Raw genomic sequence first — 25,114 nt, forward strand, 5'->3', positions numbered from 1 at the left:
GATCACCCAGAGACAAAGCGACGTTCATTCATGAAAAAACAAGTCTGATATTGATCCATCGGGCTGCTTGCTAGGTTTCGATCAGTCAGCCGAAACAGGCATGAAACCGTTCATAATTTTTTTCGCTAGTTCAATACTTCTAGGAACGAATGCCTTGGCGAATATTCAATCTTCCACTGCGGAAGGTGTCGATAAAGACATCACGATCAACCGACTGATGTCAAAAGTCCCTCAGGGAGCGACCGTCACCGACACATCCTGCGAAGACATTGGAACGGCTGGCTTCAACACCCGTTATCGATGCACCATCACCTGGCAGTGAGTGGATGTCACAAACAAGCGAGCCCCCGATCCTTCACTCAGCTTCAACATCCACAACCGCATCACCTGCATTGAAATCCTCTTCTCGCTTGATCTCTTTCATGGAAGCCATGAGCTTTTTCACCAGTCGGCTCATGAAATAGACCGTTGCAAGCAGCCAGATGATCTTGATCATGGAATCATTATGCCGAAGCCCAGGCGGCCGGGTCAGATCATCAGAATCGGAGAGAAGGAGAGAGAACAGTCGTCATCGGGATCGAAAACGGGATCGGAATTCTGAAGGGCCCCAGCCACTACAGCTCTGATGGGAGCACAGGCTTGGGTCGGTCAAAACGCACGACAAGCAGTTTCTCCTTGGTCACACTGCCGTTCTGATCGAAGAGTTCTGGGTGAGTGGTTTTGAGCCCTGTTCTGTCTTGTGGTTTGAGAGATAGACGCATCAATCGCACAGCCTGAACAACCACGAAGGCAAGAAATGCTGTGTAGGCAAGCGCGTTAATAGCTGGAAACACTGACTGACTGATGCGTGCCGCAACACTAGTGAAACCAGGCCTCCAGCCTTGGCAGCAATGTTTTCAGGGCCGTCATGCAAATGACACGGTCAGCCGACTTTTGATTCAGCTCGGGAAACAGCACACAGTCTGATCCATGCCGATGGCTGGGATCCAGTGTTGACGCCTCAGCTGGATGGCCTTCACCGCTGTCAACCCGATCTCGGCAGATGGAGCAGGGCAAGTGCCCGTTTCGCTTCCAAGAGAAACGTGGATCGCTCGACTGACTGACTGACTGCCAATCAGGCAGTCAGTCAAAGGTGCCCTGGAAGCCGCAGACTCTTGAGATGCTCCAGGCTGCGAGAAGCATTGCCCTCAATCTGTTCACAGCAAACCTTTCTGCCGGAGCAGCTGGTCCTGATCTCTCATATCAATTCACTCACAAATGAAATCAGACAACCGATGAAGCTTGAATACTGCTCACAACATCAGAGCTCATCGGCCTTGAACTGTTGGCAAACCAGCCTGATTCTGATGATTTCAATGTTATCCACAAAAGAAAGAGCAGAGCAGCACTTATCTTTTCTGCATACAATGTGTCGAGTTTTGTCTGCTTCACTGACGACAGACTTGACTGCTGTTCAACAGCTGACTCAACAGTTCAGAACGACTGACAGGCGAAAGGTTTGAATAAAACGTTTGAACACAACATTTGAGCACGGCGACAACACAGTGGCCGTGGGTTTGAGATCTCTGCCCGTCGTGGGAGAACAGATTGTGGAGAGGGTGCAGAATTACGAGGGTTGCAACGCTTGGTGGGGCTGTGATGGACCGGACCGAAAGCACAATCGATCTCACCCTCAATGCCGCAGGGCTGCGCCTGCTTCTTGGTGCAGTGAGTCATCAGCTCGATCGATGGTCGGGCGGGGACCCTGTCGAGCAGAACAACCTGCAGGAGATGAAAACGTTGCTCACGGCTGCGCTGCTGGAATGCACCTTTCAGGACAACTGAACATCAAGGCTTGATGCAGCTCTACTGCGAAAAGATTCGCAACCACCCGATCTTGCAACGCTGCTGAAGATGAGCAACCAGTTTTGGATCCCTCTTGCAGCCTCATCCATACCGTTCAGTTGCTGATGCCAGTGACGGACAAAGGCTGGTTTGACTCTGTAGCGATTGACTACGCGCGCTGCAGGCCCCGCTACCCGGATGCCTTCTTCGCCTGGATGGCAGGCCAGGCCAGCGCCCTGAATTGTTGTTGGGATGCAGCCTGCGGGAGTGGTCAGGCCTCCATCGGGCTAAGCCGCTGGTTCGACCGAGTTGAAGCGACAGACCTCTCTCCCGAGCAGATTGCGGCAGCGGAACAACATCCCCGCATTCACTACCGACAGGGAGCGGCGGAACAGTCTCATCTGAGCAGCGACAGCGTGGATGCCGTGCTGATTGCTGCAGCCATTCACTGGCTGGATGTGGAGCGCTTCAACCGAGAAGTCCGTCGTGTTCTGAGACCGGGTGGGTTATTGGTCTGGCTGGGCTATGAACCCATCCAGGGCGCACCGAAGGAGTTACAAACCTGGCTGAACAGGCTCTATCACGAGCGACTCAAGCCGTTATGGCCACCTGAACGCATCCATGTCGACAGCTGCTATGCCGATCTGGAGTTCCCGGTCTGCGATCAATCGCTGCCTCAGGGACTGACGATCACCGAGCACTGGACCCAGAGTGACCTTCTTGGCTTCATCAGCACCTGGTCAGCACTCAGACAGGCAAGCCAGCAGGTTGATGGCAACGACCAGGCACGATCCCTGCTCAACAATCTGTCCTCTGAGCTGAACCAGATCTGGCCCCGGAATTCAGACCAACTGACACTGCATCTGCCGCTGATGGGTCGCTGGGGGGTCTTGCCCTGATGCAGGCCTTTGATGAGGCAAGTAAAGCCAATCTTCGAAAGGTCTTCAGAACACGAAGGCTCATGGCGCTCGAAGCGGAACCCACCTTGCAGGCCAGGATCAGAGATCAGGCCAGACAGGAACTCAGGCGGCGCCACAGTGAGGGTGACTTGCACCAGTCAGTCGGGCTCTATTGGCCATTGCCTGGAGAAGTGGACCTGACGCCTCTTCGTCTTGACCTTGTCAACGAACTCGGCCTGAGCACAGCGCTTCCTGTTGCTGACGGACAAGGCAACATGACCTATCGAGCCTGGACAGCTGCCCCGCTAACGCAGGACGGCTGCGGGATCCCGGCTCCCATGGATCAACCGGCCCTGAGTGCTGAACAGATTTCTCTGCTGCTGGTGCCCGCCCTGGCTGTGGATCGGATGGGCATCCGACTGGGCTACGGCGGTGGTTACTACGACCGGCTTCGCTGCCTGGACAGCTGGAACGGAGTCCCTGCAATCGTTGTGCTCCCCAGCGCCTGCGTGAGTGTTCAGCCACTGCCATCGGACCCCTGGGATCTGCCGTTCCAGGGCTGGTTGAGTGAAAACGGTTTACAACAGACATCGCCTTGAATCCAAGCAAGCCTGACTGGGGCTTCAATCACTGGCTGAGCGAGCCCCACAAGCACATCTGAACAGAGTCAGATCCGCCTCAGTCAGGACTGGTTGAGTGACGCAATCTCCCGCACGATGGGTACCTCAATCACAGGCGCTCCATGGCCATTCCATCCCGTTTTGCACTGATGGCCACCACAGCACTGGGGCTGGCTCTCACTCAGCCCATGCAGGCTGAAGCTCATGGAGTGGAGAGCAGCCTCCGCTATCTCGACGGACAACTCGAACTCACCAGCAGCTTCTCCACCGGAGAACCCGTGGATGGAGCAGTGGTGAGGATCCTGAAGGCCGACGGAACACCCGGTGAGGAACTCGGGCGCATCGATGCCGGAGGCAGGCTGCGCATGACCCTTCCAGAACTGGGGGATGGCCTCGTGGACCTGCAGGTGGATGGAGGACCAGGCCACCGTGACTACCTCACCCTTCCTCTTCAACAGGGACAGGTCAATCTGGACGAGGTCGTGATCAAACCTGGCCACACAAGAGGTCTGGACTGGGCCGTGGCTCCAGCCCTGGTCGGCATGGTGGGACTGATGGTTAGGGTGCGCAGGCTCCGACAACGCTGACCCAGCCATGGCTGAATCAGGCAGCTCCACCACTCGCTACGGCAGCCAGGCTCTCGATCAACTCGCCGAACGACTGAGCAGCACATCAGATCCGCGCAAGCGCTACGAATACGTTCTCTGGCTCGCCAAAAAGCTGCCTTCGATGCCGCCCGAGCTGCAAACCGAAGAGCGCAAAGTCAAGGGGTGCGTGTCCCAGGTCTTCATTGCATCGGAACTGGTGGATGGGCGCCTGAACTGGCAGGGAGATTCCGATGCCCTGATCACGAAGGGGCTGCTGGCCCTGCTGATCAAAGGGCTTGGCGACCTCACCCCCGCACAGGTCATCGCGGTTGATCCCGGTTTCATCGCAGCGACAGGCCTTCACGCCAGCCTCACACCATCCCGCGCCAACGGCTTCCTCAACATCCTGCGGATGATGCAACAGCAGGCCAGTGCACTGAACGAATCGGTGTGAACAGAAGCAGCGGACCGACCGCTGCCTAAAGTCGACCCCTCAGCGCAACTAATGGACCCGCTCCATGGCGACAAGGATCGGCATCGGCCTGCTTGGCCTCGGCACCGTCGGTGCAGGCGTGGCAAGCATCCTGAACAGTCCGGAAGGTCGCCATCCTCTGATCGCCGACCTTGAGCTGGTTCGGGTGGCGGTGCGTGACCTGCAGCGCAGCCGCCCCGTCGAGATTTCCACCGATCGCCTGACCACTGATCCCAATGAGGTCGTGGACGACCCGAACGTGCACGTGGTTGTGGAGGTGATCGGCGGCATTGAGCCGGCACGCACCCTGATCATGCGAGCCATCTCGGCCGGAAAATCAGTGGTCACAGCCAACAAGGCCGTGATCGCACGACACGGTGAGGAAATCGCAGCCGCAGCCGCGGCCGCTGGTGTCTACGTCTTAATCGAAGCGGCCGTGGGCGGTGGCATTCCGATCATCGAACCGCTCAAGCAGTCGCTCGGGAGCAATCGCATCGAGCGGGTGAGCGGCATCATCAACGGCACCACCAACTACATCCTCAGTCGGATGGCCGATGAAGGGGCTGATTATCAAGCTGTTCTGAAGGAAGCCCAGGAACTGGGCTATGCGGAAGCTGATCCGGCCGCAGATGTTGACGGACATGACGCCGCAGACAAGATCGCGATCCTGGCCGGCCTGGCCTTTGGCGGCCCGATCGAACGCAGCGCCGTTCCGACAACAGGCATCAGCAATCTGCAGGGGCGGGACGTCGACTACGCCACGCAACTGGGATACGGCGTGAAGCTACTTGCTGTTGCAGAACGTCTGGAAAGCGATGGGGATCCCATGGGATCCCTGCCTCTGGGCGTTCGTGTCCAGCCCACGCTGGTGCCCAAGGATCACCCACTTGCCGGCGTGAGTGGCGTCAACAACGCCATCCTTGTTGAAGGCGACCCAATTGGCCGGGTGATGTTCTACGGCCCCGGTGCCGGGTCTGGGCCAACGGCCTCCGCAGTGGTTGCCGACATTCTCAATATTGCCGGCATCCGACAGCTCAACAGCAGTGATGGTGGCCTTGACCCCCTGCTCGCCGCCAGCAGCTGGCGTTCCTGCCATCTGGTGGACACCAGCCGGATCCGGCAGCGCAACTACGTGCGTTTCAACACGGAAGACGCCCCCGGCGTGATCGGCAGGATTGGCAACTGCTTTGGAGAACAGGGCGTTTCGATCCAATCCATCGTGCAATTCGACGCCTGCGATCAGGGCGCTGAAATCGTTGTGATCACTCACGAAGTCGGTAATGGAGCGATGCAGAACGCCCTTCAGTCCATTGCTTCTCTGCCTGGAGTGCGCTCTCTGGCGGCCCATTTCGGCTGCTTCTGAATCCATCTGGATGCCATTCGCAGATCAGCAGGTCTTCGCAGCCCCTGGCAATCGCACCCCCGGATGAGGCAGAGTTGTAAGAACCATCACAGCTTCGGTTCGCATTCGCGGATTCATGCTGAAAACGTTCATGCCGAACGATCTCTCTGTTCTTCAGGGGCAACGCTGCAATCAGTCGGAATCCCGATCCGTCATGAGGCTCCATCAGGGGGACTGCATCACATTGCGCAGTGATGCCGGTCTGTTTCAGGTCATCGGCATCGATGGCGATCACGACCGCTGCTGGGTCCGCCAGTGGCCCCTGAAGCCCCAGGGTTCGCCGGTCTTTGAGGTCGCTCTCGACCAGATCACATCGCCCTCTGGTTCCGATTAAGAGGCGGGGCCTTTGAATGGCTTCGTCTGACTTCAGTGGCGTGATCAATCAACCCAGACAGTCACGCCTGGCCTCATTGAAACGATGCTGCAAACAGCTGCAGCCACTCAGCACAGCCTTGTCACTCGGCACAGCCCTGGCTCTCTGCATCAGCCAGAGCGCCTGTCAGCCAGGCAGACGCAGTGATCGGATCACAGTGGCCAGCGCAGGCCGCATCACCTCTCTGGACCCGGCTCAGGCCAGCACTTTCGGAGCTCTGCAACTGCTCAGCGCTCTCGGCGACACCCTCTACAAAAGAACAGCCGAAGGGGAACTGATCCCGGCTCTGGCGTCAGAGCTGCCGGAGATCAGTGATGACGGCCGCACCGTGACGATCTCGTTGCGTGAAGACGTGCTCTTCCATGACGGCACTCGCTTTGATGCGGAAGCGATGGCCTTCAGCCTGCGCCGTTTTCTGGAGATCGGCACTCTCAGTTACGTGGTCGGTGATCGCATCACCGCAGTTGAAGCCCCCGAGACCTACCAATTACGACTGCGCTTGAGCCGCCCCTCAAGCTCGCTTGAGAATCTCCTCACAGCCACCAACCTGACCCCTGTATCCCCCCGCGCTTATCAGGATCATCAGGATCGATTTCTCAACGACCGCTTCATCGGAACGGGCGCTTACAAGCTGACCAGCTTCCGAGCTGTTCAGCAACGATTAGAGCCCTTCAAGCAGTACTGGGGACCCTCGCCCAGCAACGCAGGGCTTGATCTGATCTATCTCAGCAACTCCACCGCCCTGTTCGGTGCAATGCGCAGCGGCGAAGTGGATGTTCTTCTCTCTGACTCCATCGACGAAGATCAGCGCCTGGCTCTGAATCGCATGGCCGCTGAGGGGCGTTTGCGAGAAGGGCAGGGTCCGGCCCTTGTGATCGGTTACATCACGCTGCTGAGCAACACACCACCACTTGAGAGTCCAGTCCTGCGTCAGGCCTTGGCACTGAGCCTCGATCGAGACCTGATCAACAAGAGAGTCAGCCACGGATTGCGGCCGCCGCTTTTTTCGCTGGTTCCACCAGGACTCCCGGGAGGAGATCTCGAGCCCTGGCCAAGGCACGATGCCGCCAGGGCCAGGAACCTGTTCATTCAGGCGGGGTACTGCAACGGGAAGGTCTTCAATCTGCCCTTTACCTACCGATCGAATGTGCCCGCAGACCGTCTGATGGCACTCACCTGGCAAGCCCAAATTCAACGCGACCTGGCCGATTGTCTTTCGCTCAAACTCGACGGCGTGGAATCAACGACCGTGTATCGACAGCTGGGCGAAGGGGCTTTCCAGGCCGTGATGCTCGATTGGCGAGGCGCCTATCCCGACCCAGAGGCTTACCTGGCACCCCTGCTCAGCTGCAAGGAATCGCAGGGGTCCACTTGCAAGAGAGGGGAAGCCGCCATCAGCGGAAGTTTCTGGACAGCGCCAGGCCTGGAGACAACCCTGCAGCAGTCGGACCGCAGCCGCGGTGATGCACGACAGCGTGATCTGGAGAGCGTGGAGCAGATGGCCGCTGAAGGCGCCGCCTACATTCCGGTCTGGCTCGTGACGCCCAGGGCCTGGAGCAGTACCGCTCTGGCCACTCCGGAGTTCGATGGCAATGGTCAGGTGGTGCTGGCCCGATTGCAGGAGCAGCGCTGATGGGACGAAGTCGAGAGCTGCTTCGCTACACGGGGACAAGACTGGCCCTAGCTCCAGTGATGCTGTGGCTGATCGCGACCCTGGTGTTTCTGTTGCTGCGAGTGGCCCCAGGCGACCCGGTGGATGCGGTGCTCGGGAGCCGCGCACCGGAAGCAGCCAAAGCCGCACTCAGAGCGCGTTTGGGATTGGATCAATCACTGGCGCAGCAATACCTGGATTTCCTCGGCGGGCTGCTGCATGGCGACCTAGGCCAGGCGCTGATCAATCAGGAACCGGTCAGTCAAATCATCCGAGAGGCGCTTCCGGCCAGCCTGGAGCTGAGCGTGACCGCCCTGCTGGTGGCAGCGGTGACCGGACTGACGGTTGGTTTCACAGCGATTGCCCGATCCGAGGGAAAGATTGATCTGGCAGGACGCTTCTACGGCATCGGCACGTACGCCTTACCGCCGTTCTGGGTCGCCATGCTGGCTCAGCTTCTGTTTGCCGTCACCCTGGGCTGGCTGCCTGTTGGAGGTCGTTTTCCCCCAGGCATGGTTACGCCGGACGGCAGCGGCTTTCTGATTGCCGACAGTGTGATCAGTGGTAACTGGGCAGCACTTCAGGGTGCTCTGCGCCACTTGGTTCTGCCGGCATGCACACTCGGATTGCTGTTGAGCGGCGTCTTCACCAATGCCCTGCGCCTGAATCTGAATCGCAGCCTTCGCTCTGATTATGTGGAGGCGGCCCGAAGCAGGGGACTGAGCGAAACCCAGGTGGTTCTTCGGCATGCACTGCCCAATGCACTTCTGCCAGTGCTGACGATTGCCGGAATCACCGTCGCCTCGCTGATTGGCGGTGCACTGCTGATTGAGGTGACCTTTTCCTGGCCGGGCATTGCACTGCGCCTGCAGGAAAGCATCAACCAGCGCGACTACCCAGTGGTGCAGGGCATTGTGGTGGTGATCGCCGCTTTGGTGGTGCTCGTCAGTGTGGTTGTGGATCTTCTCGTCGCCCTTCTGGATCCAAGGGTCCGGTACTGAACTGCACCGTTGAGAGCATCTCCAGGGAGCTTCAATCCAGGAAACGCGCTGCACCGGTCTGATTCAGACGATGCACATGGAGATCGCCCACCTGCAGATGTTCAACACCACCCTGCACGGCTCCTGACACACGACCAAGCTCCAGATCAAGAAGAAAGCGCACGATTTCTCTCTCCAGCTGAGCCTGAACCCGCAGAGGCTGAACCCCAACAAGCTCTTCACCGAGTTGGAAAACATCCTCGCCCTGTCCACCACCGCTCTGCCCCTCCACACGCACTGGGGAGAAATGGCTTGCCCCTTCAACCAAAACAGCTCGGGAAGCAGGGTTGGCGGGCAATGACCTGAGCAGGCCCAACTGCTCACTCAGCGGAGGAGTGATCAGATCAAGAGTTCCGCCGCTCAGAAATACAGCAACATCCCCCGGCAGAGGAAGCCTCCGAGGCCAGAGCAGGCTGCCGAAACTGTTCAGACCCACCACAGCGGCCAGCTGCCTGGGAGGGCGCACGGCGGGAAGAGAGACCTCCTCGATCTGACACTGGAGCAGTCGCGACAGGTTGCTGATCGGAAGGTCATCAAGATCCTGGCCGCAACGTCGCCCAAGGCCCATCTCAGGCCCGGCGCCTGCGGCGAGTAGAGCCGTGAGTGCACCCAGGGAATGTCCACCCAGCACCAGTCGGGTGCCAGAAAGCTTGAAAACCCCTCTCTGGCGTGCAGCCAGCACCGCATCCAGATCTCTCAGGCGATCGGGCAACACCTCAGCACCCGGCGGCGGACGGCGCCCTTCCAGAAGGGCCTGCACGGCAAGTGCATCACTGCCTGGATGCTCAAGCACAAGAACCGGCCATCCCTGCCGACTGAGGGCCCGTCCCAGCCAGCGGAAATGATCCGGGCTACCCCCCAGACCTGGCATCAGCACGAGCCAATGACTGCGCTCGCGACCGTCTGCACTCAGCGGGCGCCACAGCTGAATCTGCAGCGGCTGATCCCGATGCTCCACCGGCAAAGTCAATCGCTGAAGCGCGCGATTGGAGGCGCTCTCAGCCTGATCAGCAGGATCCACCCTCTGAGTCAGAGACGAAACCGGAAGTTGATTGAGGGTTTTGACCAGAGCCTGCTGCCGTTGCAGCTGACGCCGCCAGCTGCTGGCGACCGGGAGCAGGGCATCGAGATCGAGGCGGACACGCTTCGCTGGCAGTGCCTCAAGCAGATCGAGAGTCGTGACCTGTGCGCGATTGTCGAGGAGCGACTCAAGCGTCACCTGAACGGTTTGGCCAGTTGCATCATCGTCAACCAGCACCAGATCACTGACCTGATCAAGTAGTCGCCGGCCTGCCCAGCTGTTGAGAATCTGGCGAGCCATGCTGCGGTCATTGATCAGCGGAGCCTTGAGCAGATCAATCACTCCCTGACGGCTTTCCTCCTCGAGCAAGTTCAGCCACACACTCAGCTCCGAAGAGCCGCGTTCTTCACCGCGCAGCCATCCCCCCAGATCGCTGATCGACAAGGGCAGATCCATCCCATCCAGACGAACGACCAACTCGGAGGCTGTACGAGCAGGTCGCGGTGACAGGGCACCGAGCATCAGACTGCAAACCAGTCCTACGGCAAACCGTTGTCCTGTTGAGCGTCTTCGCAAGGCCTAGGCCACTCCATTGGTGGAACCAGTTTCCCGCACCTTTGCAGGAATTGGCTTCAATCAGGCTCCTGGCTTCGCTGGGTGCGGGTGGAGTCATCTACATGACGCCGATCGTGTTCCACCAGGCCAGCTTCACGGCGACTCAGGTTGGTCAGGGCCTGGCAGCAGCCGCCCTGATCGGAACCGCTGCCCGTCTGCTGAGCGGTGTCTTGCTCGATCGTGGTCTGTGCTGCTCCTGGCCGGTGCGGGCTGCGGCGGTGCTGGCCTTCATTGCTGATTTCATCCTGCTGCAAGCGCAGGGTTTTGGTGGGTATCTCACAGGACAACTGCTGATCGGTCTAGCCGCAGGGCTTTATTTCCCGGCGATTGAGCTTGCGGTGCCGCTCAGCTGTGCGGGCTTCAAGTCCAGCAGAGGTTATGCACTGGCTCGCAGCGCTGATGCACTGGGTGTTGCCTCGGGCGCACTGATCGGCGCGGTCGTCACAGCTCTCGGTCTGATCCGTGCGGTCTATCTGGTGGAAGCCGCGGCCGTTGTGGTGATGTTGCTGGTGCTGAGCTGGCGACCTCTGCCCGACGGGCGAGCGGCCTTGTTGCATCTCGACGACGTCGATCAAGAACAATCCACTGCCAAGCCACCTGCGGCCGATGGATGGCGCTGGTTGACTCCTCTGCTGCCTGTGCTGGCCATCAGCATCGTTGCCACAGGAATGATTGCACTGAGGCAGAGCGCCCTGCCTCTTGATCTGGTGCGTGGAGGCCTTTCGCGGCCGGCAGTGAGCGAAGCCGGCAGCGGTGCACTGATCGCGCTGCAGCTGGCTCTACTGGTTGTTCTGCAGTGGCCTGTGGGCAACTGGGTGGCCAAGCGCAGTCTGCGCTTCGGGTTGGGGATGGGACTGGTTGGCTTCGTGATCGGCTGCCTGCTTCTGGCGAGCTCGGCATTCTGGAGCGGAGGAATGATCCTGATCTCACTGGCCATGTTGCCCTTGGCCTTCGGAGAAGCGGCGTTCCTTCCAAGTGCCGCCGAAGCCATGGTCGAAGAAACCCCTCTGAAACACAGGGGCCTGTCCATGGCGCTGTTCTCCCAGTGTTTTGCCATCAGTGCCACCGGTGCACCCCTGCTGGCCGGAACCTTGCTTGACCAGCAGGGTCATGGTGTGCAGCTCTGGTTGCTGATGGCTGTGATCTGCCTGGCTGTGACGCCGCTGCTCAAAACCGTGCGACCTCGCTATACAGCGGGTCTGGATGGAACCCCACTGGAGAACGACGAGGATGTCCCGAGCCCGCGAATTGCTTCGCTCCGTTAAAAACCTTTCAGTTCTGCGGGAACTGGCCAAGACCAATGGAGGGCTCGACAGCGTCGGCGACCTGGTCGACAACTTCATCGACAGCGAAGCGATGGCCGTGTGTCTCCAACGCTTCAAGGCCCTGCCCGGTGGCAGAGAGATGGTGGAACAGCGCTATCCACCCTTCCAGCCTGATATTCCTGCTCTGGAGAAGCTGCCGCAGGGAACGCTGGGTCATGCTTACGCGGGAATGATCCGCCGACTGAACTACGACGCAGATTTTTTCCGACCAAGAGACACCAGCACTGAAGCGCTCTGGCTGACGCAGCGAATCGCCTCAACCCACGACCTGCATCACGTGATCGGTGGATTCAACACCGAAACCGCCGGTGAATCGGGAGTGCTGTCGGTCACGGCAACCCAGATCGGTTTTCCTGCCTATGTGTTGTTGAACACGCTGGCGGGGTTCCGTGCATTTCGCTTCCAGCCGGATGAGTTTGAAAAGATCAGCCGAGCGATCGCCGTGGGCAGCCGCATTGGCCTGGAAGCGACGCCTCTTGTGCTGCAGCGCTGGGAGGAAGGCTGGGAGAAACCACTCCATCAGTGGCGCGAAGAGCTGGGAGTCAAACCCGCTGTCGGTGAACAGTTTGGGGCTGAGTACTAACGCTCACCAGCGTTCAGGCGGTGGCGAATCTTCTTCTGCAGCACAAACGATGCTGGGATCAAGGTGAATCCATTGGCAAGGATCACCGGCCCATTCCCACTGAGCAGACCAAACGCCGCCCAGATGGCGACACCGCTGGTGAACAGGCTGTACATCGAAAGGGAGATGGAGCGCGTGTCATCGGTACGCAATGTCTTGATGGCCTGCGGAAAGAAGCTCAAGGTGGTCAGCGCCGCGGCCACATATCCGATTGCATCCACATCCATCGTGAGCATCACTGGAGCGGAAGCACTCCATAAACTGCCGCCAGTCTTGCTGCAGCCATGGCAATCGGTGTCAACGCCAGCGTTGGGTTCCTGCAGAGCCATTCACGCAGATGGCAACTCGGCTGGCGCTCAGCCTTGATGCTCAGCGCTCTTCTGGGAGCGCTGCAGCCACCAGTTCAGGCCGGTGAAACAGAAACGCGACATGCCATGGCAGCCATGGCTGCTTTTGCAGAATGCAAAATCATGCACGCCGGCTACAGCCGCGACAGAGCCCAGAACATCCTGAACAGCTGGATCAAAAACAAAGGATTGGAGCAACAAGCGGAATGGCTCCAGTCACCCCAGGCCATTCGCGTTGTCGCTCTGACCAGTGAAGCGATGAACAAAAGCTGCAATGACTTTGATCAGAACAGTCCACAGTTCATTCCCGCCATGGAGGCGATCGACGCCATCTAAACCTGCTCACAACACTGCAGACGGCAACCCCATCAGCCTTAACGACCTAAGAATTAATACTCATCCCAGGGCAAACGGGAATGGTTAAACCGTGAGGGAAGTTGCCACACCGACTGCGCCCAAACATGTCAAACCCAACCCACGTTCCTGACGCCACATTTCAAACACGGGTCAGAGACGAATCCATCGCAGGAGACAATCCATTCCGGTGGCAGGAGCTGAGCAGCAAAGACATTTTTGGCGGCAAAAAAGTTGTCCTTTTTGCACTTCCCGGAGCGTTCACGCCAACATGCTCATCCAACCATCTTCCCCGCTACGACGAACTCTTTGACGAATTCAAAAGCCACGGCGTTGATCAGATCATCTGCCTTTCAGTGAACGATGCATTTGTGATGTTCCAATGGAACAAGCACCTTGGAACCAAAAACATTTTCATGCTTCCTGATGGCAATGGCGAGTTCACCAGAAAGATGGGAATGCTGGTCGAGAAGTCAAATCTTGGCTTTGGAATGCGTTCCTGGCGTTATTCAATGCTCGTGAACGATATGGTCATAGAAAAAATGTTTGTAGAGCCTGATTTCGCAGACAACTGTCCTACAGACCCTTTCCAATCCTCTGATGCCGACACGATGATCGCATTTCTGAAAGGGGGTACATCATCAGGAATTGCCAAGCCACATGCGTTCATCGGCTAACGGAAGCTCGCATCACTCTCATCCTGAATGACGTTCAAACAAAGGTCTGTTGATCAAACACTGATGATCAGCCGCTCATGATGAACAGCCACTCATGATGAACAGCCACCTTCAAGTCCATGAATGGTGGAGACCAAAGGGGGGTCGAGACAAGACATGAAGAAAGGCCACATCGGCAGCAAGTTCTTGATCCCCTTCCTTCTCTGGGCTGCTGCACCGGCAACAGCCATTCCCTTACCTCTGGTCTGTGAGTTGACCAGCGAAGAGAGTTCTGCGGTGAAGATCCAACTCACTGAACGAACAACAGGATCGCTCAAAGGTGAGTTGATTCAAAACGACAAAAGACTCGGTGTTTTTCAATCGGGGAAACCAAAGCGAGGCAAGGACCCCTGGTGGTCTTTTCAGCGAGAGAACCAAAGCTCCAAGGGCATTTCAGTGTTCTTCAAGGACACGGAACTCTGGAACCCCTATCGACAATTACCGCGACCGCAGGACAGCAACCGAGTTCTGTTTGCTGGACTAGGGCCTGCACTTTGGAATTGGACAGCAGCTCAAAAGGGGCGAATTTTCCAAGACAACAGTGATTTACTGAAGGCCGCTGGAGGGCTCTGGTCAATTTCTAGCCAGTGTGTTGGCGGAAGAATCGTTGATGGATAGCAAGGAGATCTATCGAGATGCCCCTACCTGCTGTCAGCATCAATGCAATCTTAGTTCATGAAAATTATGCATTGACTTCGACGAGATAGTCGCTAAAAATAATTGTCTGAACATCTCAAATGACCGAAAATCAGTCTTTCGATTGGCTTGCACTTTGGCGAATTGTGATCTCTGTCGCAATTGTTGTCTGCATTTATGAATGTGCTACAGAAGAAGCAGAAAACCCATCTCAGGCAGAGTTACTCTCTATTTCAAGAATCGTTTGATCAAGGCAATTGATTAATCCTGGAATGCCGAAAGGTCATTCCGACAAAGCCTCTGCAATCGCAGAGGCTTTTTGATGTTCATAACTGGACTCATTGAGCCAGAACAACTCATCAATGCCGAGCAGAATTCATCAAACTCATCATAGTGATCAGAGTCCTTCCATTGAGTGCCAGATCCTTTGTGGCGATTGACAGCAAAAACTGAATAGGTTTGTCCAACCTGCCGGCAGCGTAGACAAAAGGCTACTTTTACAACGCAAAAAACTCGCTGATCCTGAAATATCAGACGTTGAACAAGAACTCCATCACGTCGCCTTCTTTGACTTCATACTCTTTACCTTCACTGCGAAGCCAACCTTTGTTGCGTGCTTCTGCAAGCGATCCTGCCTCCAGCAATTTCTCGCAACCGATGGTCTGAGCACGAATGAATCCTCGCTCGAAATCGGTATGGATCACGCCTGCCGCCTGAGGCGCAGTCATCCCAGCCCTGAACGTCCAGGCACGTGTCTCCTTTTCACCAGTCGTGAAATAAGTGCGCAATCCCAATAAACGATAAGTGGCACGAATCAGGCTTTTCAGTCCACCTTCACTGACTCCAAGTCCATCGAGATAGTCCTTTCGTTCTTCTTCGCCAAGCTCAACCAGTTCCGCTTCCACCTGCGCAGAGATACGCACGGTTTCAGCACCCTCCTTCGCCGACAGAGCCACCACCTCCTCGCAGAAACCATTTCCTGCAGCAAGGTCGTCTTCGCTCACATTGGTGGCGTAAATGATGGGCTTGGCCGTTAGGAGTCCCAGTGGTTTGATCATCAGCGCTTCTTCATCGCTGAGCTCAACGCTGCGCGCAGCACCTCCTTCCTCGAGCACAGCCTGAATTCGTTCGAGCGCCGCATCCTCTGCCTGCGCTTCCTTGCTTGTTCGCAACTGTTTCTTCAGGCGCTCGCGACGTTTTTCAATCTGGGCCAAATCTGAAAGTCCGAGTTCCAGGTTGATCACTTCGGCATCACGAACAGGGCCCACTGAACCGGACACATGGATGACGTCGTCATCCTCGAAGCAACGCACCACGTGAACAATGGCGTCCACTTCACGAATATTGGCCAGGAACTTGTTGCCGAGTCCTTCACCCTGACTCGCTCCTTTCACCAGGCCGGCAATATCGACAAACTCCATTCGAGTGGGAATGGTGTCGGCGCTTTTGCTCAGATCAGTCAGCTGCTCCAAGCGCGCATCCGGAACGGACACGGTGCCGACATTCGGTTCGATGGTGCAGAAGGGGAAGTTGGCTGCCTGGGCCTGGGCATTGGCTACAAGGGCATTAAAGAGAGTGGATTTACCCACATTGGGCAATCCAACGATTCCGGCTTTAAGCATGGCGGAAATCTATCGGCAGGCGCGCCTTGGCAGCCATCGTTCGGAACACGATTGGTCCGGTCACGGGCGAGAATGGTTACGAAAGATGTTGAAGGGGCCATGGGCAGCCAGAAAAGCCAGTCCCCAACTGGGGCCACACCCGAAGCCCTGCGTGCGTTGAGCCGTCTTAGTGGTCTGAAACGCAGGCGGCGTCGCTTGATCGGTGCTGGTGCAGCCGCTGTTCTCTTAACAGCAGGCGGTGTGATCTGGAGCCAAGGTCCAGGGTCTGATCGTTCTCGTCAGTTGAGTGAGTACACCGTTGCTGCAGAACGGGGATCTCTGCCTGGAGTGATCACGGCCAGTGGCGAGCTGGAAGCGATCCGACGGGTGAACGTGAGCCCAAACAAGAGTGGGTTGGTGGAAGCGCTTTTCGTCGATGAAGGCGATGTCGTCACCAAAGGTCAGGTCCTGGCCCGTATGGATGCCGGTGATCTCGAAGACCGAGTGGATGAATTTTCCGCACTCGAACGGCAGGCCGAGGCGGACTATGAAGCCAAGCGGGCCGAATACTTACGCAACCGGCAGCTGGTGGATGTCGGAGCCATCAGCGCATCGGATCTGGATGGCTTCCGAGCCGCCTTCCTGAGCAGCAAGGAAGCTCTGACCGCCGCTCGCGAGCGCATTGAACAACGCAACGTTGAAGGCAATGACCTGCTGATCCGGGCTCCTTTCAGCGGGCTCATCACGGAACGCTTCGCCGAACCTGGATCCTTTGTGACTCCAACCACAGCAGCTTCAACCAATGCCGGCGCCACAAGCTCCTCATTGGTGGAGCTGTCTGAAGGCCTGGAAGCGGCCGCCAAGGTTCCTGAGAGCGATATCGGTCGCATTCGTATTGGCCAGGACGCCACCGTTCGCGTGGACTCCTTCCCTGATCAGCTTTTTCCGGCAAAGGTGCGGGACATCGCACCGCGTGCACTTAAAACCGACAACGTGATCTCATTCGAGGTGGAGCTCACACTGATCGATCCTCCACCAACCCTGCGGATCGGCATGACTGCAGATGTGAACTTCCAGACCGGACGCACCGCCGCCAGCACGCTGGTGCCAACAGTGGCAATCGTGACCGAGCAAGGTCAATCAGGCGTTCTGCTGGTTGGCAACAACGATGAGCCCACATTCCAGCCTGTGCAGCTCGGTGCCAGCAGCGGCGACAAGAGTGCCATTCTCTCCGGTGTGAAGCCCGGGACACGGGTGTTCATTGACCTGCCGCCCTGGGCGAAACAGCGCGACTGACCGAGCCAGAACCTGCCTTCATCCATGCCACAAACCAAGGAGAAACCGCTGCTGCTGCTGGTGGATGGCCATTCCCTGGCCTTCCGCAGTTTTTATGCCTTCAGCAAAGGCGGCGAAGGCGGGTTGGCCACGAAGGACGGACGCCCAACCAGCGTGACCTATGGATTTCTGAAGGCTCTTCTGGATAACTGCAAGGGGCTGAAACCTCAGGGTGTGGCAATCGCCTTTGACACCGCCGAGCCCACCTTTCGCCACAAGGCTGATCCCAATTACAAGGCGCACCGGGATGTAGCGCCGGATGTGTTCTTTCAGGACCTTGACCAACTGCAGTTGATCCTGCGCAACCAGCTACAGCTGCCCCTTTGTCTGGCACCTGGCTTCGAAGCGGATGACGTGCTCGGGACCCTGGCCAACCGAGCTGCCTCTTCGGGATGGAGGGTGAGAATTCTCAGCGGCGACCGCGACCTGTTTCAGCTGGTGGACGACCAGCGCGACATTGCAGTGATGTATATGGGTGGCGGACCTTATGCGAAGAGCAGCGGACCCATCCTGATTGATGAAGCAGGTGTTGAGGGCAAGCTCGGGGTGATGCCCAACAAGGTGGTGGACCTGAAGGCTCTTACCGGAGACAGCTCGGACAACATTCCTGGAGTGAAAGGAGTTGGCCCGAAAACCGCCATCAATCTGCTTAAAGAGAATCTTGACCTCGATGGCGTCTACAAGGTTCTTGCTGAAGTCGAGGCGGAAGGCCCCAAGGCCAGCAGAGGGGCTGTCAAAGGTGCACTGAAGGGCAAACTCAGCTCCGACCGGGACAACGCCTACCTCTCAAGACAACTGGCGGAAATCCTGGTGGACATCCCCCTGCCGGAGGAGCCCGTTCTGGAGCTGGGTCCTGTGGACGGCGATGGACTGGAGGCACAGCTCAAGGATCTGGAACTCAACAGCCTTGTGCGACAGGTTCCAGGTTTCGTCGCCACCTTCTCCCCCGGAGGTCTGGCGGCGAACGCCCACCTGCTTGAGACCAAGCCTTCCAAGGACGGCGTTCAAGCAGACGGATCCAAGGATGCTTCAGCAGCCGATCAGGAGGCCTCTGATGCTTTCAACCAGAACGCCTCTGGCCCATCCCAACCGGATCTGAACCCACAGCTGATCTGCAGCGACGCAGCACTCCAAGATCTGATGCAACGGTTGCAGTCCTGCACCGATGCCACGGCTCCGGTTGCCCTTGACACGGAGACCACCGATCTCAACCCGTTCAAGGCGCAGCTGGTGGGTATCGGCGTGTGTTGGGGGCCAGGTGATGCCGATCTCGCCTACATCCCCGTTGGCCATCGTGCGGAAACGGAAGCAACGCTGGAACCTGAGCGCCCACTGGTGCAGCTTCCTCTCGAGACGGTGCTGGAACAGATGGCTCCATGGCTTGCAAGCCCTGAACATCCCAAGGCCCTGCAGAACGCGAAATATGACCGTTTGATCCTGCTGCGCCACGGCTTGCCGCTTGCGGGCGTGGCCATGGACACCCTCCTGGCTGATTATCTGAGAGATGCGGCGGCCAAGCACGGCCTGGATGCGATGGCCGACCGGATGTACGGAATCAGGCCGACCCTGTTCAGTGATCTGGTGGGCAAGCCCAAGGACGGCAAGGCGAGCTGCTTTGCCGAAGTTGCACTCGATCAGGCTGCTCTGTACTGCGGCATGGACGTCCATCTCACACGTCGCCTGGCCATCGATCTACGCCAACAACTGCAGGCAACAGGAGAAAGCCTCCCCAACCTGCTGGACAACGTGGAACTGCCGCTGGAACCGGTTCTGGCCGTGATGGAAGCCACCGGTATCCGCATTGACCTCCCTTACCTCAGAGAACTTTCCAGGGAGATGGGTGACACTCTGCAGCGCCTGGATAAGGAGGCCAAAGAGGCTGCAGAAACAGACTTCAACCTCGCCTCTCCCAAACAACTCGGAGAACTGTTGTTCAACACCCTCGGCCTCGACCGCAAGAAGTCCCGCCGAACCAAAACCGGCTACAGCACCGATGCCACCGTGCTGGAGAAACTTGAAGGCGATCACCCTGTTGTGCCGCTGGTTCTTGAACACAGGGTGCTCAGCAAGCTCAAGAGCACCTACGTGGATGCCCTGCCGCAGCTGGTGGAAGCAGAAACGGGAAGAGTTCACACCGATTTCAATCAAGCGGTCACGGCCACCGGCCGGTTGAGCAGCAGTAATCCCAACCTGCAGAACATTCCCGTCCGCACGGACTACAGCCGACGCATCCGCAAGGCCTTCCTGCCCCAGGAGAACTGGACGCTGCTCAGCGCCGATTATTCCCAGATTGAGTTGCGGATCCTCACCCACCTCTCCGGTGAGGACGTCCTTCAACAGGCCTACCGGGAAGGAGACGACGTGCATGCCCTGACAGCACGGCTGCTGCTCGACAAGGAGGAGGTCAACAGCGACGAACGACGCCTGGGCAAGACGATCAACTTCGGAGTGATCTACGGAATGGGGGCCCAACGCTTCGCACGGGAAACCGGTGTCAACCAGGCAGAGGCCAAGGATTTCCTGCAGCGTTACCGCGAGCGGTATCCCAAAGTCTTCGCCTTTCTGGAACTGCAGGAACGGCTCGCCCTCAGTCGCGGTTACGTGGAAACGATCATGGGCAGGCGACGCCCTTTCCACTTTGATCGCAACGGACTGGGCCGTCTGCTGGGCAAGGAACCGATGGAAATCGATCTGGATGTGGCTCGTCGAGGCGGAATGGAGGCTCAGCAGTTGCGCGCTGCGGCCAACGCGCCGATTCAGGGATCCAGCGCCGACATCATCAAACGGGCCATGATCCAGTTGCAGGCTGCCATCGAACAGCAGGCACTCCCGGCACGACTGCTGCTGCAGGTGCACGACGAACTGGTGCTTGAAGTGGATCCAGATGCTCTGGAGCCGATTCAACAGCTTGTCGTCAACACCATGGAAAATGCTGTGACACTGAGCGTGCCTCTGGTGGCTGAAACCGGCCTCGGTGCCAACTGGATGGACGCGAAATGACAGTGATGGGATCAGCCTGCAAGAGGCGGGACACGATCAAACGCGTCGCTTCAGGATCGAATGCCCTTCGCGATAGCCAATCACAGTGACTGAGACGATGATTGTTAACAGAGCAATAACGCCCATCCAGTCTGGATGCATCATCCACCTGATCCCAGGATCCAACAAAGCCATTCTAGAGACAGCCGTACGATTGGCACAAGCGCTTGAGTGGAATCTATTTTGCGATCGAAATAGTCTTGAAAAAACAATAAAAAATCAAGACTCAACCGGCTCCTCTGAGAACAAGCAATGAACCAGCAATTAGGAGTCATTCACCAACACTCTTCATCGAGCACGCGATGAGCACCACTCAAGAGCCATGAGAATGCAATGACCCGCAGAGCTTTTTATGGGTTACACCTACAGCCCACCGGTGCTCCATCTTGTTTTTCATTCGTCACCTACACACCGCAAAGCAAAGAACAGATGATCGCGTGCGGAGATCTGGGAGAAGAAGAGGAATACATCAATCCAGTGATATGCGACTTTCTTTTATTTGTTGCGGAATGGATCCTCAAAGTTCCACTCAACAATGACTTCCCCATTGGCTACGACGACGTGACCGTAATCTGCTCAAGACAGCGAGGCAATGGGAGCCAGCACGAATACTTGGTGCAAATCAGCGAGCCTGAAGAAAGTGACCTCAAACGCTCAGTTCTTGAAAGACTGCTGAAAATCGTTGATCGACAATCCTGGAACGGTTTCAAGCCAACATAAGCAGTCAAAGCAATCACAACCTGCACCAAATGCCATGCAGCCCATCAATCTGCCGTCAACAGCAATGGGCAAGCTGCTGTCGATCAAGATCCAGCGGAAGCGATCAGAGCCAGCGAAGACAACAAATCGGTAACAACTCGGCAGCAACCAGGCGAATCAAGGGCGGTCCAGGACTGAACGGGCCGTAACCTCCTTGAAGAGCCTGATCAGACCTTTGCCACTGCGCCTCACAAACAGCCTCAGCAATCGCACCGAAGACTTTGAACCGCTGGAGGCCGGCAAGGCAACGATCTACTGCTGTGGAGTCACGGTTTACGATCTCTGCCACCTCGGGCATGCACGCAGTTACATCAACTGGGACGTGTTGCGACGTTATCTCATCTGGCGCAATTACGACGTCACCTTTGTTCAAAACTACACAGATATTGACGACAAAATATTAAACAAGGCTAACTCCGAAGGATCAACAATGGAGGAGGTCAGTGAGAAGAACATCAAAGCCTTTGAAATCGACATGGCTCGCCTCCATATTCTGCCTGCAGACAAAATGCCACGTGCAACATGTTGCATCCCAGGCATTCAAACGTTAATTGGCGAACTTGAAACCAAGGGAGCCGCCTATAGCTCTGATGGCGATGTTTATTTTGATATTTCCAAAGCAAGGAACTATGGCCAGTTGAGTGGTCGGGACCCTAATGAGCAGCAACAGGGAGCCAGTGGCCGCACCAAGGAAGGAGAAGAGGAACGCAAGCGACACCCGTTTGACTTCGCGCTTTGGAAAAAAACCAATGAGGGAGAACCAGGCTGGGAATCACCCTGGGGACGAGGACGACCCGGTTGGCACATCGAATGTTCCGCCATGGTTCGCGAAGAATTCGGCACAACAATTGATATCCATCTCGGTGGCGGAGATCTTGTCTTTCCGCACCATGAAAATGAGATCGCGCAATCAGAAACCGCTAACGAAGCTCAATTAGCCCGCGTCTGGATGCACAACGGCATGGTGAATGTGGGCGGTACAAAAATGTCGAAGTCGCTCGGCAACTTCACAACAATCCGCGCGCTGCTCGACAGCGGAATCTCAGCGATGACCCTGAGGCTTTTTGTACTCCAGGCGCACTATCGCAAGCCACTCGATTTCACAGCAGACGCTCTGGAGGCGGCAAGCACCGGATGGAAAGGGCTGAATGCTGCTCTCGGCCTTGGCAGTCAATATTCGGAACAGCTGGGCTGGAGCGGAGCAGAAGCGTTGCCTTCCGGAGCCATGCAGGCACAGAACTTGGCCGTGGATGAAGTCTTAGGTGCTGCTCGTGAGCGCTTTACCGAGGCCATGGATCAGGACCTGAACAGCTCTGGAGGCCTTGCCGTTCTGTTTGAACTGGCCAAACCACTGAGGTCGCTGGCCAACCGTCTGGAGCGGGGAGAACAGGTTGAAGACCAGGATGCGCTGAAAGCCCTGCGTCAACGCTGGCTGTTGCTGCGCGAGCTAGCCGCGGTGCTTGGACTCCGCCATGAGCCTCAGCAACCCATGGAAGACTCCAACGCTGCATCGGAAGAGACCAGCGCAATCGACGCCGCAATCTCTGCACGCAAGGCCGCCAAGCAGGCCAAGAATTTTGCTGAAGCCGACCGAATCCGAGCAGAACTTTCCAGTCAGGGGATCGAACTGATCGACAAACCCGGCGGCGCTACCGAATGGCGTCGCTGTTGATCAACGCTCTTTCGACGTCATCATCGCCTCGATCTTGCGGATACGCGCCAAGGTGGTTGTCCAGACCTCCAGCCTGAAGCGCTGTTCAGCAAGGGTGGGGTCTGAGGGATCGGCGGCATCGATCCAGCTCTGGAGTTGATCCAGCTTGGCTTCAGGGTCCTGCTTGGCCTCGAAGGCATCCCAGAGCTCCCGTTCAAGCCTGGCCCTCTCAATGAAATTCCAGCGCTTGAGCCAGAGCATCGTGTTGGGGTGCATCAAGGCACCTGTCTACCGGATTTCTGTTGCATGAGCTCTAAGGTTCGCCCAGGACTGGCGTGATGCCGATGCAACCCGAGAGCCTGTCCAAAGCCATTCAGCTTTCAGTCGCTCCTGTGTTTCTGCTGGCAGGCATCGGTGCATTGATGAATGTGATCTCCGGCCGCCTCGCCAGGATTGTTGATCGAGCGCGCAAAACCAAAACGGCCCTTGATGCAGGCGAAACGATCGATGAACGAGAGCAGTGGACGTATCGCAGGCGCATGCAGCTCACGATCCGCGCGATCGAGCTGCTCACGGCTGCAACCCTGCTGATCTCGGCCGTGGTGGCTGTGATGTTCTTCAGCGTGATCAGCCGCATCAACCTCACACTTGTTGTGGTGCCGATGTTCATCACAGCAATGCTGCTGGTGATGCTGGCGTCGGTCTGTTTTCTGCAAGAGGTGCGGATGGCCTCCGCCCATATCAATCGGCTGTTCTGAGTCCTGGCTGTTCTGAGCATTGGCTGTTCTGAGCATTGGCTGTTCTGAGCATTGGCTGAAATTCAGCCCTGTCCAGTCCAGTTACGGATCAGATCCACCACGCTGATCAGCAGGCCGACTGCGATCACCACCGGTGAGACCCAACGCAGAAAGAACAGGATCAGACCACTGGTGGATGGTTGCGTGACCTCGCTGTCCTTGAGGTCAGCAAGAAAGGTCTGGGGCACAACCCATCCCATCAGCACGGCAATCAGCAATCCGCCAGCAATCAGCAGCACGCCGCCGAACAGCGCATCCATGGCCCCGAGCACCTGCAGATTCGTCGCAGCGGGGAGGCCGATGACAAAAATCACCGCCGCGCTGATCCAGGTGGCCTTGGTCCGACTCCAGTTCCAGCGATCCATCAGTGATGCCACAGGGACCTCCAGCAGGGACACCGACGACGTAATCGCAGCGAGATAGGCCAGGAAGAAAAAGGCCACAGCCACAATGCGTCCGGTCGTCCCGATGGAGGCCAGTCCTGTTGGCAGCGCCAGAAAGATCGTGCCGATCGTGGACTCACTCACGGCATCCCCAAGACCGAAGCTGATCACCACGGGGAAGGTGAGCATGCCCGCCAGCAGACCCACCGCGGTGTCAAGCCCCACCACGGAGACGGCTTCTTGAGGAACGGGAGCCTTGCGGTTGAGATAAGCCGAATAGGCCATGATCGAACCGATGCCGGTGCCGATCGAAAAGAAGGCCTGGCTGAAGGCATTCCGGATGGTGGTGATGTTCATCAGTTCCCTGCCGTCCCAGCGCAGCAGGAAGGTCCTGTAACCCTCGATGGCTCCTGGCAGAGTGCTGGCCCAGACCGCCAGGGCCACCAACAACAGGAAGAGAAGCGGCAACGCCCAGCGCGACAGCCGTTCAATTCCGGCCTGCACTCCTGCCGACACCACCAGAGCGGTCAACAGCAGGCTGATGGCCTGCCCTGCCAACGCACTGTTACCTCCACTGATGCCGTCGAAAAACAGCTGAGCATCCTCCATGGTTTGAGGAAGACCCACATTGAGGGCATGGATCAGGGTCTGAGCGGTCCAGCCCATCAGCACGGCATAGAAAGCCAGGATTCCGCAGGCGGCGACCACAAACAGCCAACCCATCGGTTTCCAGTCGTGGCCCGCCGCCTGGGCCGGAGCCAGCAGGGGGCTGCGACCGGTGTTGCGGCCCAGCACCATCTCAGCCACCAGCACCGGCAGGCAGATGACCGCAACGATCAGCACGTAAAGGAGAACAAAACTGCCTCCGCCTCCCTGGGAGGCCCTGTAGGCGAACCCCCAGAGATTGCCCAGTCCCACTGCACTGCCGGCTGCCGCAAGGACAAATCCCAGCCCCGATCCCCAGTGCTCCTTCTGCGCTGCCGCCATGACCGTGAAGACTGTGCGTTGGCCGAAGTTTGCCAGGGACTGGAATTGGAGTGGGAGG

26 protein-coding genes are annotated in these 25,114 nt (G+C 57.5%); 19 read left to right on the forward strand and 7 right to left on the reverse strand.

The features are described from left to right. Positions 1 to 355: 355 nt before the first annotated feature. Entirely contained in the window at positions 356 to 496 is a 141-nt protein-coding gene (locus tag AC6EI9_RS05590) for a hypothetical protein (RefSeq protein WP_498469525.1), read from the reverse strand. A 118-nt stretch (positions 497 to 614) separates the two neighbouring features. Next, positions 615 to 761: a DUF2973 domain-containing protein gene (locus AC6EI9_RS05595; protein ID WP_498469930.1), complete on the reverse strand. Its 147-nt coding sequence runs from the start codon at positions 759 to 761 to the stop codon at positions 615 to 617. A gap of 877 nt (positions 762 to 1,638) precedes the next feature. Between AC6EI9_RS05595 and AC6EI9_RS05600 the strand changes: the two genes are divergently transcribed. From AC6EI9_RS05600 to AC6EI9_RS05640, 9 genes are all read left to right on the forward strand, one after another. Next, on the forward strand, positions 1,639 to 1,824 hold the full coding sequence (locus AC6EI9_RS05600) for a hypothetical protein (RefSeq protein ID WP_498469526.1): 186 nt from the start codon (positions 1,639 to 1,641) through the stop codon (positions 1,822 to 1,824). A 125-nt stretch (positions 1,825 to 1,949) separates the two neighbouring features. Next, the gene (locus AC6EI9_RS05605) at positions 1,950 to 2,723 is read left to right on the forward strand and encodes a class I SAM-dependent methyltransferase (RefSeq protein ID WP_498469527.1); all 774 of its coding nucleotides are present in this window, start codon (positions 1,950 to 1,952) and stop codon (positions 2,721 to 2,723) included. A gap of 62 nt (positions 2,724 to 2,785) precedes the next feature. Next, positions 2,786 to 3,322 (forward strand): 5-formyltetrahydrofolate cyclo-ligase, encoded by a 537-nt coding sequence (locus AC6EI9_RS05610; protein WP_498469528.1) that lies wholly within the window; start codon positions 2,786 to 2,788, stop codon positions 3,320 to 3,322. A 143-nt stretch (positions 3,323 to 3,465) separates the two neighbouring features. Then, on the forward strand, positions 3,466 to 3,930 hold the full coding sequence (locus tag AC6EI9_RS05615; RefSeq protein ID WP_498469529.1) for a hypothetical protein: 465 nt from the start codon (positions 3,466 to 3,468) through the stop codon (positions 3,928 to 3,930). A 7-nt stretch (positions 3,931 to 3,937) separates the two neighbouring features. Then, positions 3,938 to 4,384 carry a SufE family protein gene (locus AC6EI9_RS05620; protein WP_498469530.1) on the forward strand — a complete coding sequence of 149 codons (447 nt, stop codon included), beginning with the start codon at positions 3,938 to 3,940 and terminating at the stop codon, positions 4,382 to 4,384. Between the two features lie 64 nt (positions 4,385 to 4,448). Continuing rightward, complete coding sequence (locus tag AC6EI9_RS05625; protein WP_498469531.1) at positions 4,449 to 5,765, forward strand: homoserine dehydrogenase; 1,317 nt, start codon at positions 4,449 to 4,451, stop codon at positions 5,763 to 5,765. A gap of 130 nt (positions 5,766 to 5,895) precedes the next feature. Beyond that, positions 5,896 to 6,138, forward strand: a complete 243-nt coding sequence (locus AC6EI9_RS05630; protein WP_498469932.1) for a DUF8657 domain-containing function — start codon at positions 5,896 to 5,898, stop codon at positions 6,136 to 6,138. A 16-nt stretch (positions 6,139 to 6,154) separates the two neighbouring features. Further along, positions 6,155 to 7,810: an ABC transporter substrate-binding protein gene (locus AC6EI9_RS05635; protein WP_498469532.1), complete on the forward strand. Its 1,656-nt coding sequence runs from the start codon at positions 6,155 to 6,157 to the stop codon at positions 7,808 to 7,810. Then, positions 7,810 to 8,829, forward strand: coding sequence for an ABC transporter permease (locus tag AC6EI9_RS05640; protein ID WP_498469533.1), 1,020 nt, complete (start codon positions 7,810 to 7,812; stop codon positions 8,827 to 8,829). Before AC6EI9_RS05635 ends, AC6EI9_RS05640 begins: the two co-directional genes overlap by 1 nt. 31 nt (positions 8,830 to 8,860) lie before the next feature. Here the strand turns inward: AC6EI9_RS05640 and AC6EI9_RS05645 are convergent, their stop codons facing one another. After that, entirely contained in the window at positions 8,861 to 10,411 is a 1,551-nt protein-coding gene (locus AC6EI9_RS05645) for an alpha/beta hydrolase (RefSeq protein ID WP_498469534.1), read from the reverse strand. 155 nt (positions 10,412 to 10,566) lie between these two features. On the opposite strand from AC6EI9_RS05645, the gene AC6EI9_RS05650 reads away from it, so the two are divergent. Beyond that, positions 10,567 to 11,769 (forward strand): MFS transporter, encoded by a 1,203-nt coding sequence (locus AC6EI9_RS05650; protein WP_498469933.1) that lies wholly within the window; start codon positions 10,567 to 10,569, stop codon positions 11,767 to 11,769. Continuing rightward, on the forward strand, positions 11,735 to 12,412 hold the full coding sequence (locus AC6EI9_RS05655) for a Coq4 family protein (protein ID WP_498469535.1): 678 nt from the start codon (positions 11,735 to 11,737) through the stop codon (positions 12,410 to 12,412). Before AC6EI9_RS05650 ends, AC6EI9_RS05655 begins: the two co-directional genes overlap by 35 nt. Here AC6EI9_RS05655 and AC6EI9_RS05660 read toward each other — a convergent pair. Then, positions 12,409 to 12,780: a SemiSWEET transporter gene (locus AC6EI9_RS05660; protein ID WP_498469536.1), complete on the reverse strand. Its 372-nt coding sequence runs from the start codon at positions 12,778 to 12,780 to the stop codon at positions 12,409 to 12,411. The two genes, AC6EI9_RS05655 and AC6EI9_RS05660, sit on opposite strands and share 4 nt — an antisense overlap. 36 nt (positions 12,781 to 12,816) lie before the next feature. Here AC6EI9_RS05660 and AC6EI9_RS05665 point away from each other — a divergent pair, with 36 nt between their 5' ends. From AC6EI9_RS05665 to AC6EI9_RS05675, 3 genes are all read left to right on the forward strand, one after another. Further along, a complete protein-coding gene (locus AC6EI9_RS05665; RefSeq protein WP_498469537.1) occupies positions 12,817 to 13,134 on the forward strand; it encodes a hypothetical protein in 318 nt (105 codons plus the stop codon). Positions 13,135 to 13,259: 125 nt separating this feature from the next. Then, positions 13,260 to 13,829 (forward strand): peroxiredoxin, encoded by a 570-nt coding sequence (locus AC6EI9_RS05670; protein WP_498469538.1) that lies wholly within the window; start codon positions 13,260 to 13,262, stop codon positions 13,827 to 13,829. Between the two features lie 123 nt (positions 13,830 to 13,952). Beyond that, positions 13,953 to 14,486, forward strand: a complete 534-nt coding sequence (locus tag AC6EI9_RS05675) for a hypothetical protein (protein WP_498469539.1) — start codon at positions 13,953 to 13,955, stop codon at positions 14,484 to 14,486. Between the two features lie 548 nt (positions 14,487 to 15,034). On the opposite strand, the gene ychF is transcribed toward AC6EI9_RS05675, so the two are convergent. After that, positions 15,035 to 16,126: a redox-regulated ATPase YchF gene (gene ychF, locus AC6EI9_RS05680; RefSeq protein WP_498469540.1), complete on the reverse strand. Its 1,092-nt coding sequence runs from the start codon at positions 16,124 to 16,126 to the stop codon at positions 15,035 to 15,037. Positions 16,127 to 16,225: 99 nt separating this feature from the next. Here ychF and AC6EI9_RS05685 point away from each other — a divergent pair, with 99 nt between their 5' ends. From AC6EI9_RS05685 to cysS, 4 genes are all read left to right on the forward strand, one after another. Next, a complete protein-coding gene (locus AC6EI9_RS05685) occupies positions 16,226 to 17,401 on the forward strand; it encodes an efflux RND transporter periplasmic adaptor subunit (RefSeq protein ID WP_498469934.1) in 1,176 nt (391 codons plus the stop codon). A 24-nt stretch (positions 17,402 to 17,425) separates the two neighbouring features. Next, complete coding sequence (gene polA, locus AC6EI9_RS05690) at positions 17,426 to 20,440, forward strand: DNA polymerase I (RefSeq protein ID WP_498469541.1); 3,015 nt, start codon at positions 17,426 to 17,428, stop codon at positions 20,438 to 20,440. A 372-nt stretch (positions 20,441 to 20,812) separates the two neighbouring features. Further along, the gene (locus tag AC6EI9_RS05695) at positions 20,813 to 21,199 is read left to right on the forward strand and encodes a hypothetical protein (RefSeq protein ID WP_498469542.1); all 387 of its coding nucleotides are present in this window, start codon (positions 20,813 to 20,815) and stop codon (positions 21,197 to 21,199) included. A 214-nt stretch (positions 21,200 to 21,413) separates the two neighbouring features. Further along, positions 21,414 to 22,910, forward strand: coding sequence for a cysteine--tRNA ligase (gene cysS / locus AC6EI9_RS05700; RefSeq protein ID WP_498469935.1), 1,497 nt, complete (start codon positions 21,414 to 21,416; stop codon positions 22,908 to 22,910). On the opposite strand, the gene AC6EI9_RS05705 is transcribed toward cysS, so the two are convergent. Continuing rightward, positions 22,911 to 23,150, reverse strand: a complete 240-nt coding sequence (locus tag AC6EI9_RS05705; RefSeq protein WP_498469936.1) for a hypothetical protein — start codon at positions 23,148 to 23,150, stop codon at positions 22,911 to 22,913. A gap of 83 nt (positions 23,151 to 23,233) precedes the next feature. On the opposite strand from AC6EI9_RS05705, the gene AC6EI9_RS05710 reads away from it, so the two are divergent. After that, complete coding sequence (locus AC6EI9_RS05710) at positions 23,234 to 23,647, forward strand: DUF2721 domain-containing protein (RefSeq protein WP_498469937.1); 414 nt, start codon at positions 23,234 to 23,236, stop codon at positions 23,645 to 23,647. Positions 23,648 to 23,709: 62 nt separating this feature from the next. Here the strand turns inward: AC6EI9_RS05710 and AC6EI9_RS05715 are convergent, their stop codons facing one another. Then, on the reverse strand, positions 23,710 to 25,056 hold the full coding sequence (locus AC6EI9_RS05715) for a sodium-dependent transporter (protein WP_498469543.1): 1,347 nt from the start codon (positions 25,054 to 25,056) through the stop codon (positions 23,710 to 23,712). Positions 25,057 to 25,114 lie beyond the last annotated feature (58 nt).

It is taken from the genome of Synechococcus sp. MIT2312 (assembly GCF_059772315.1).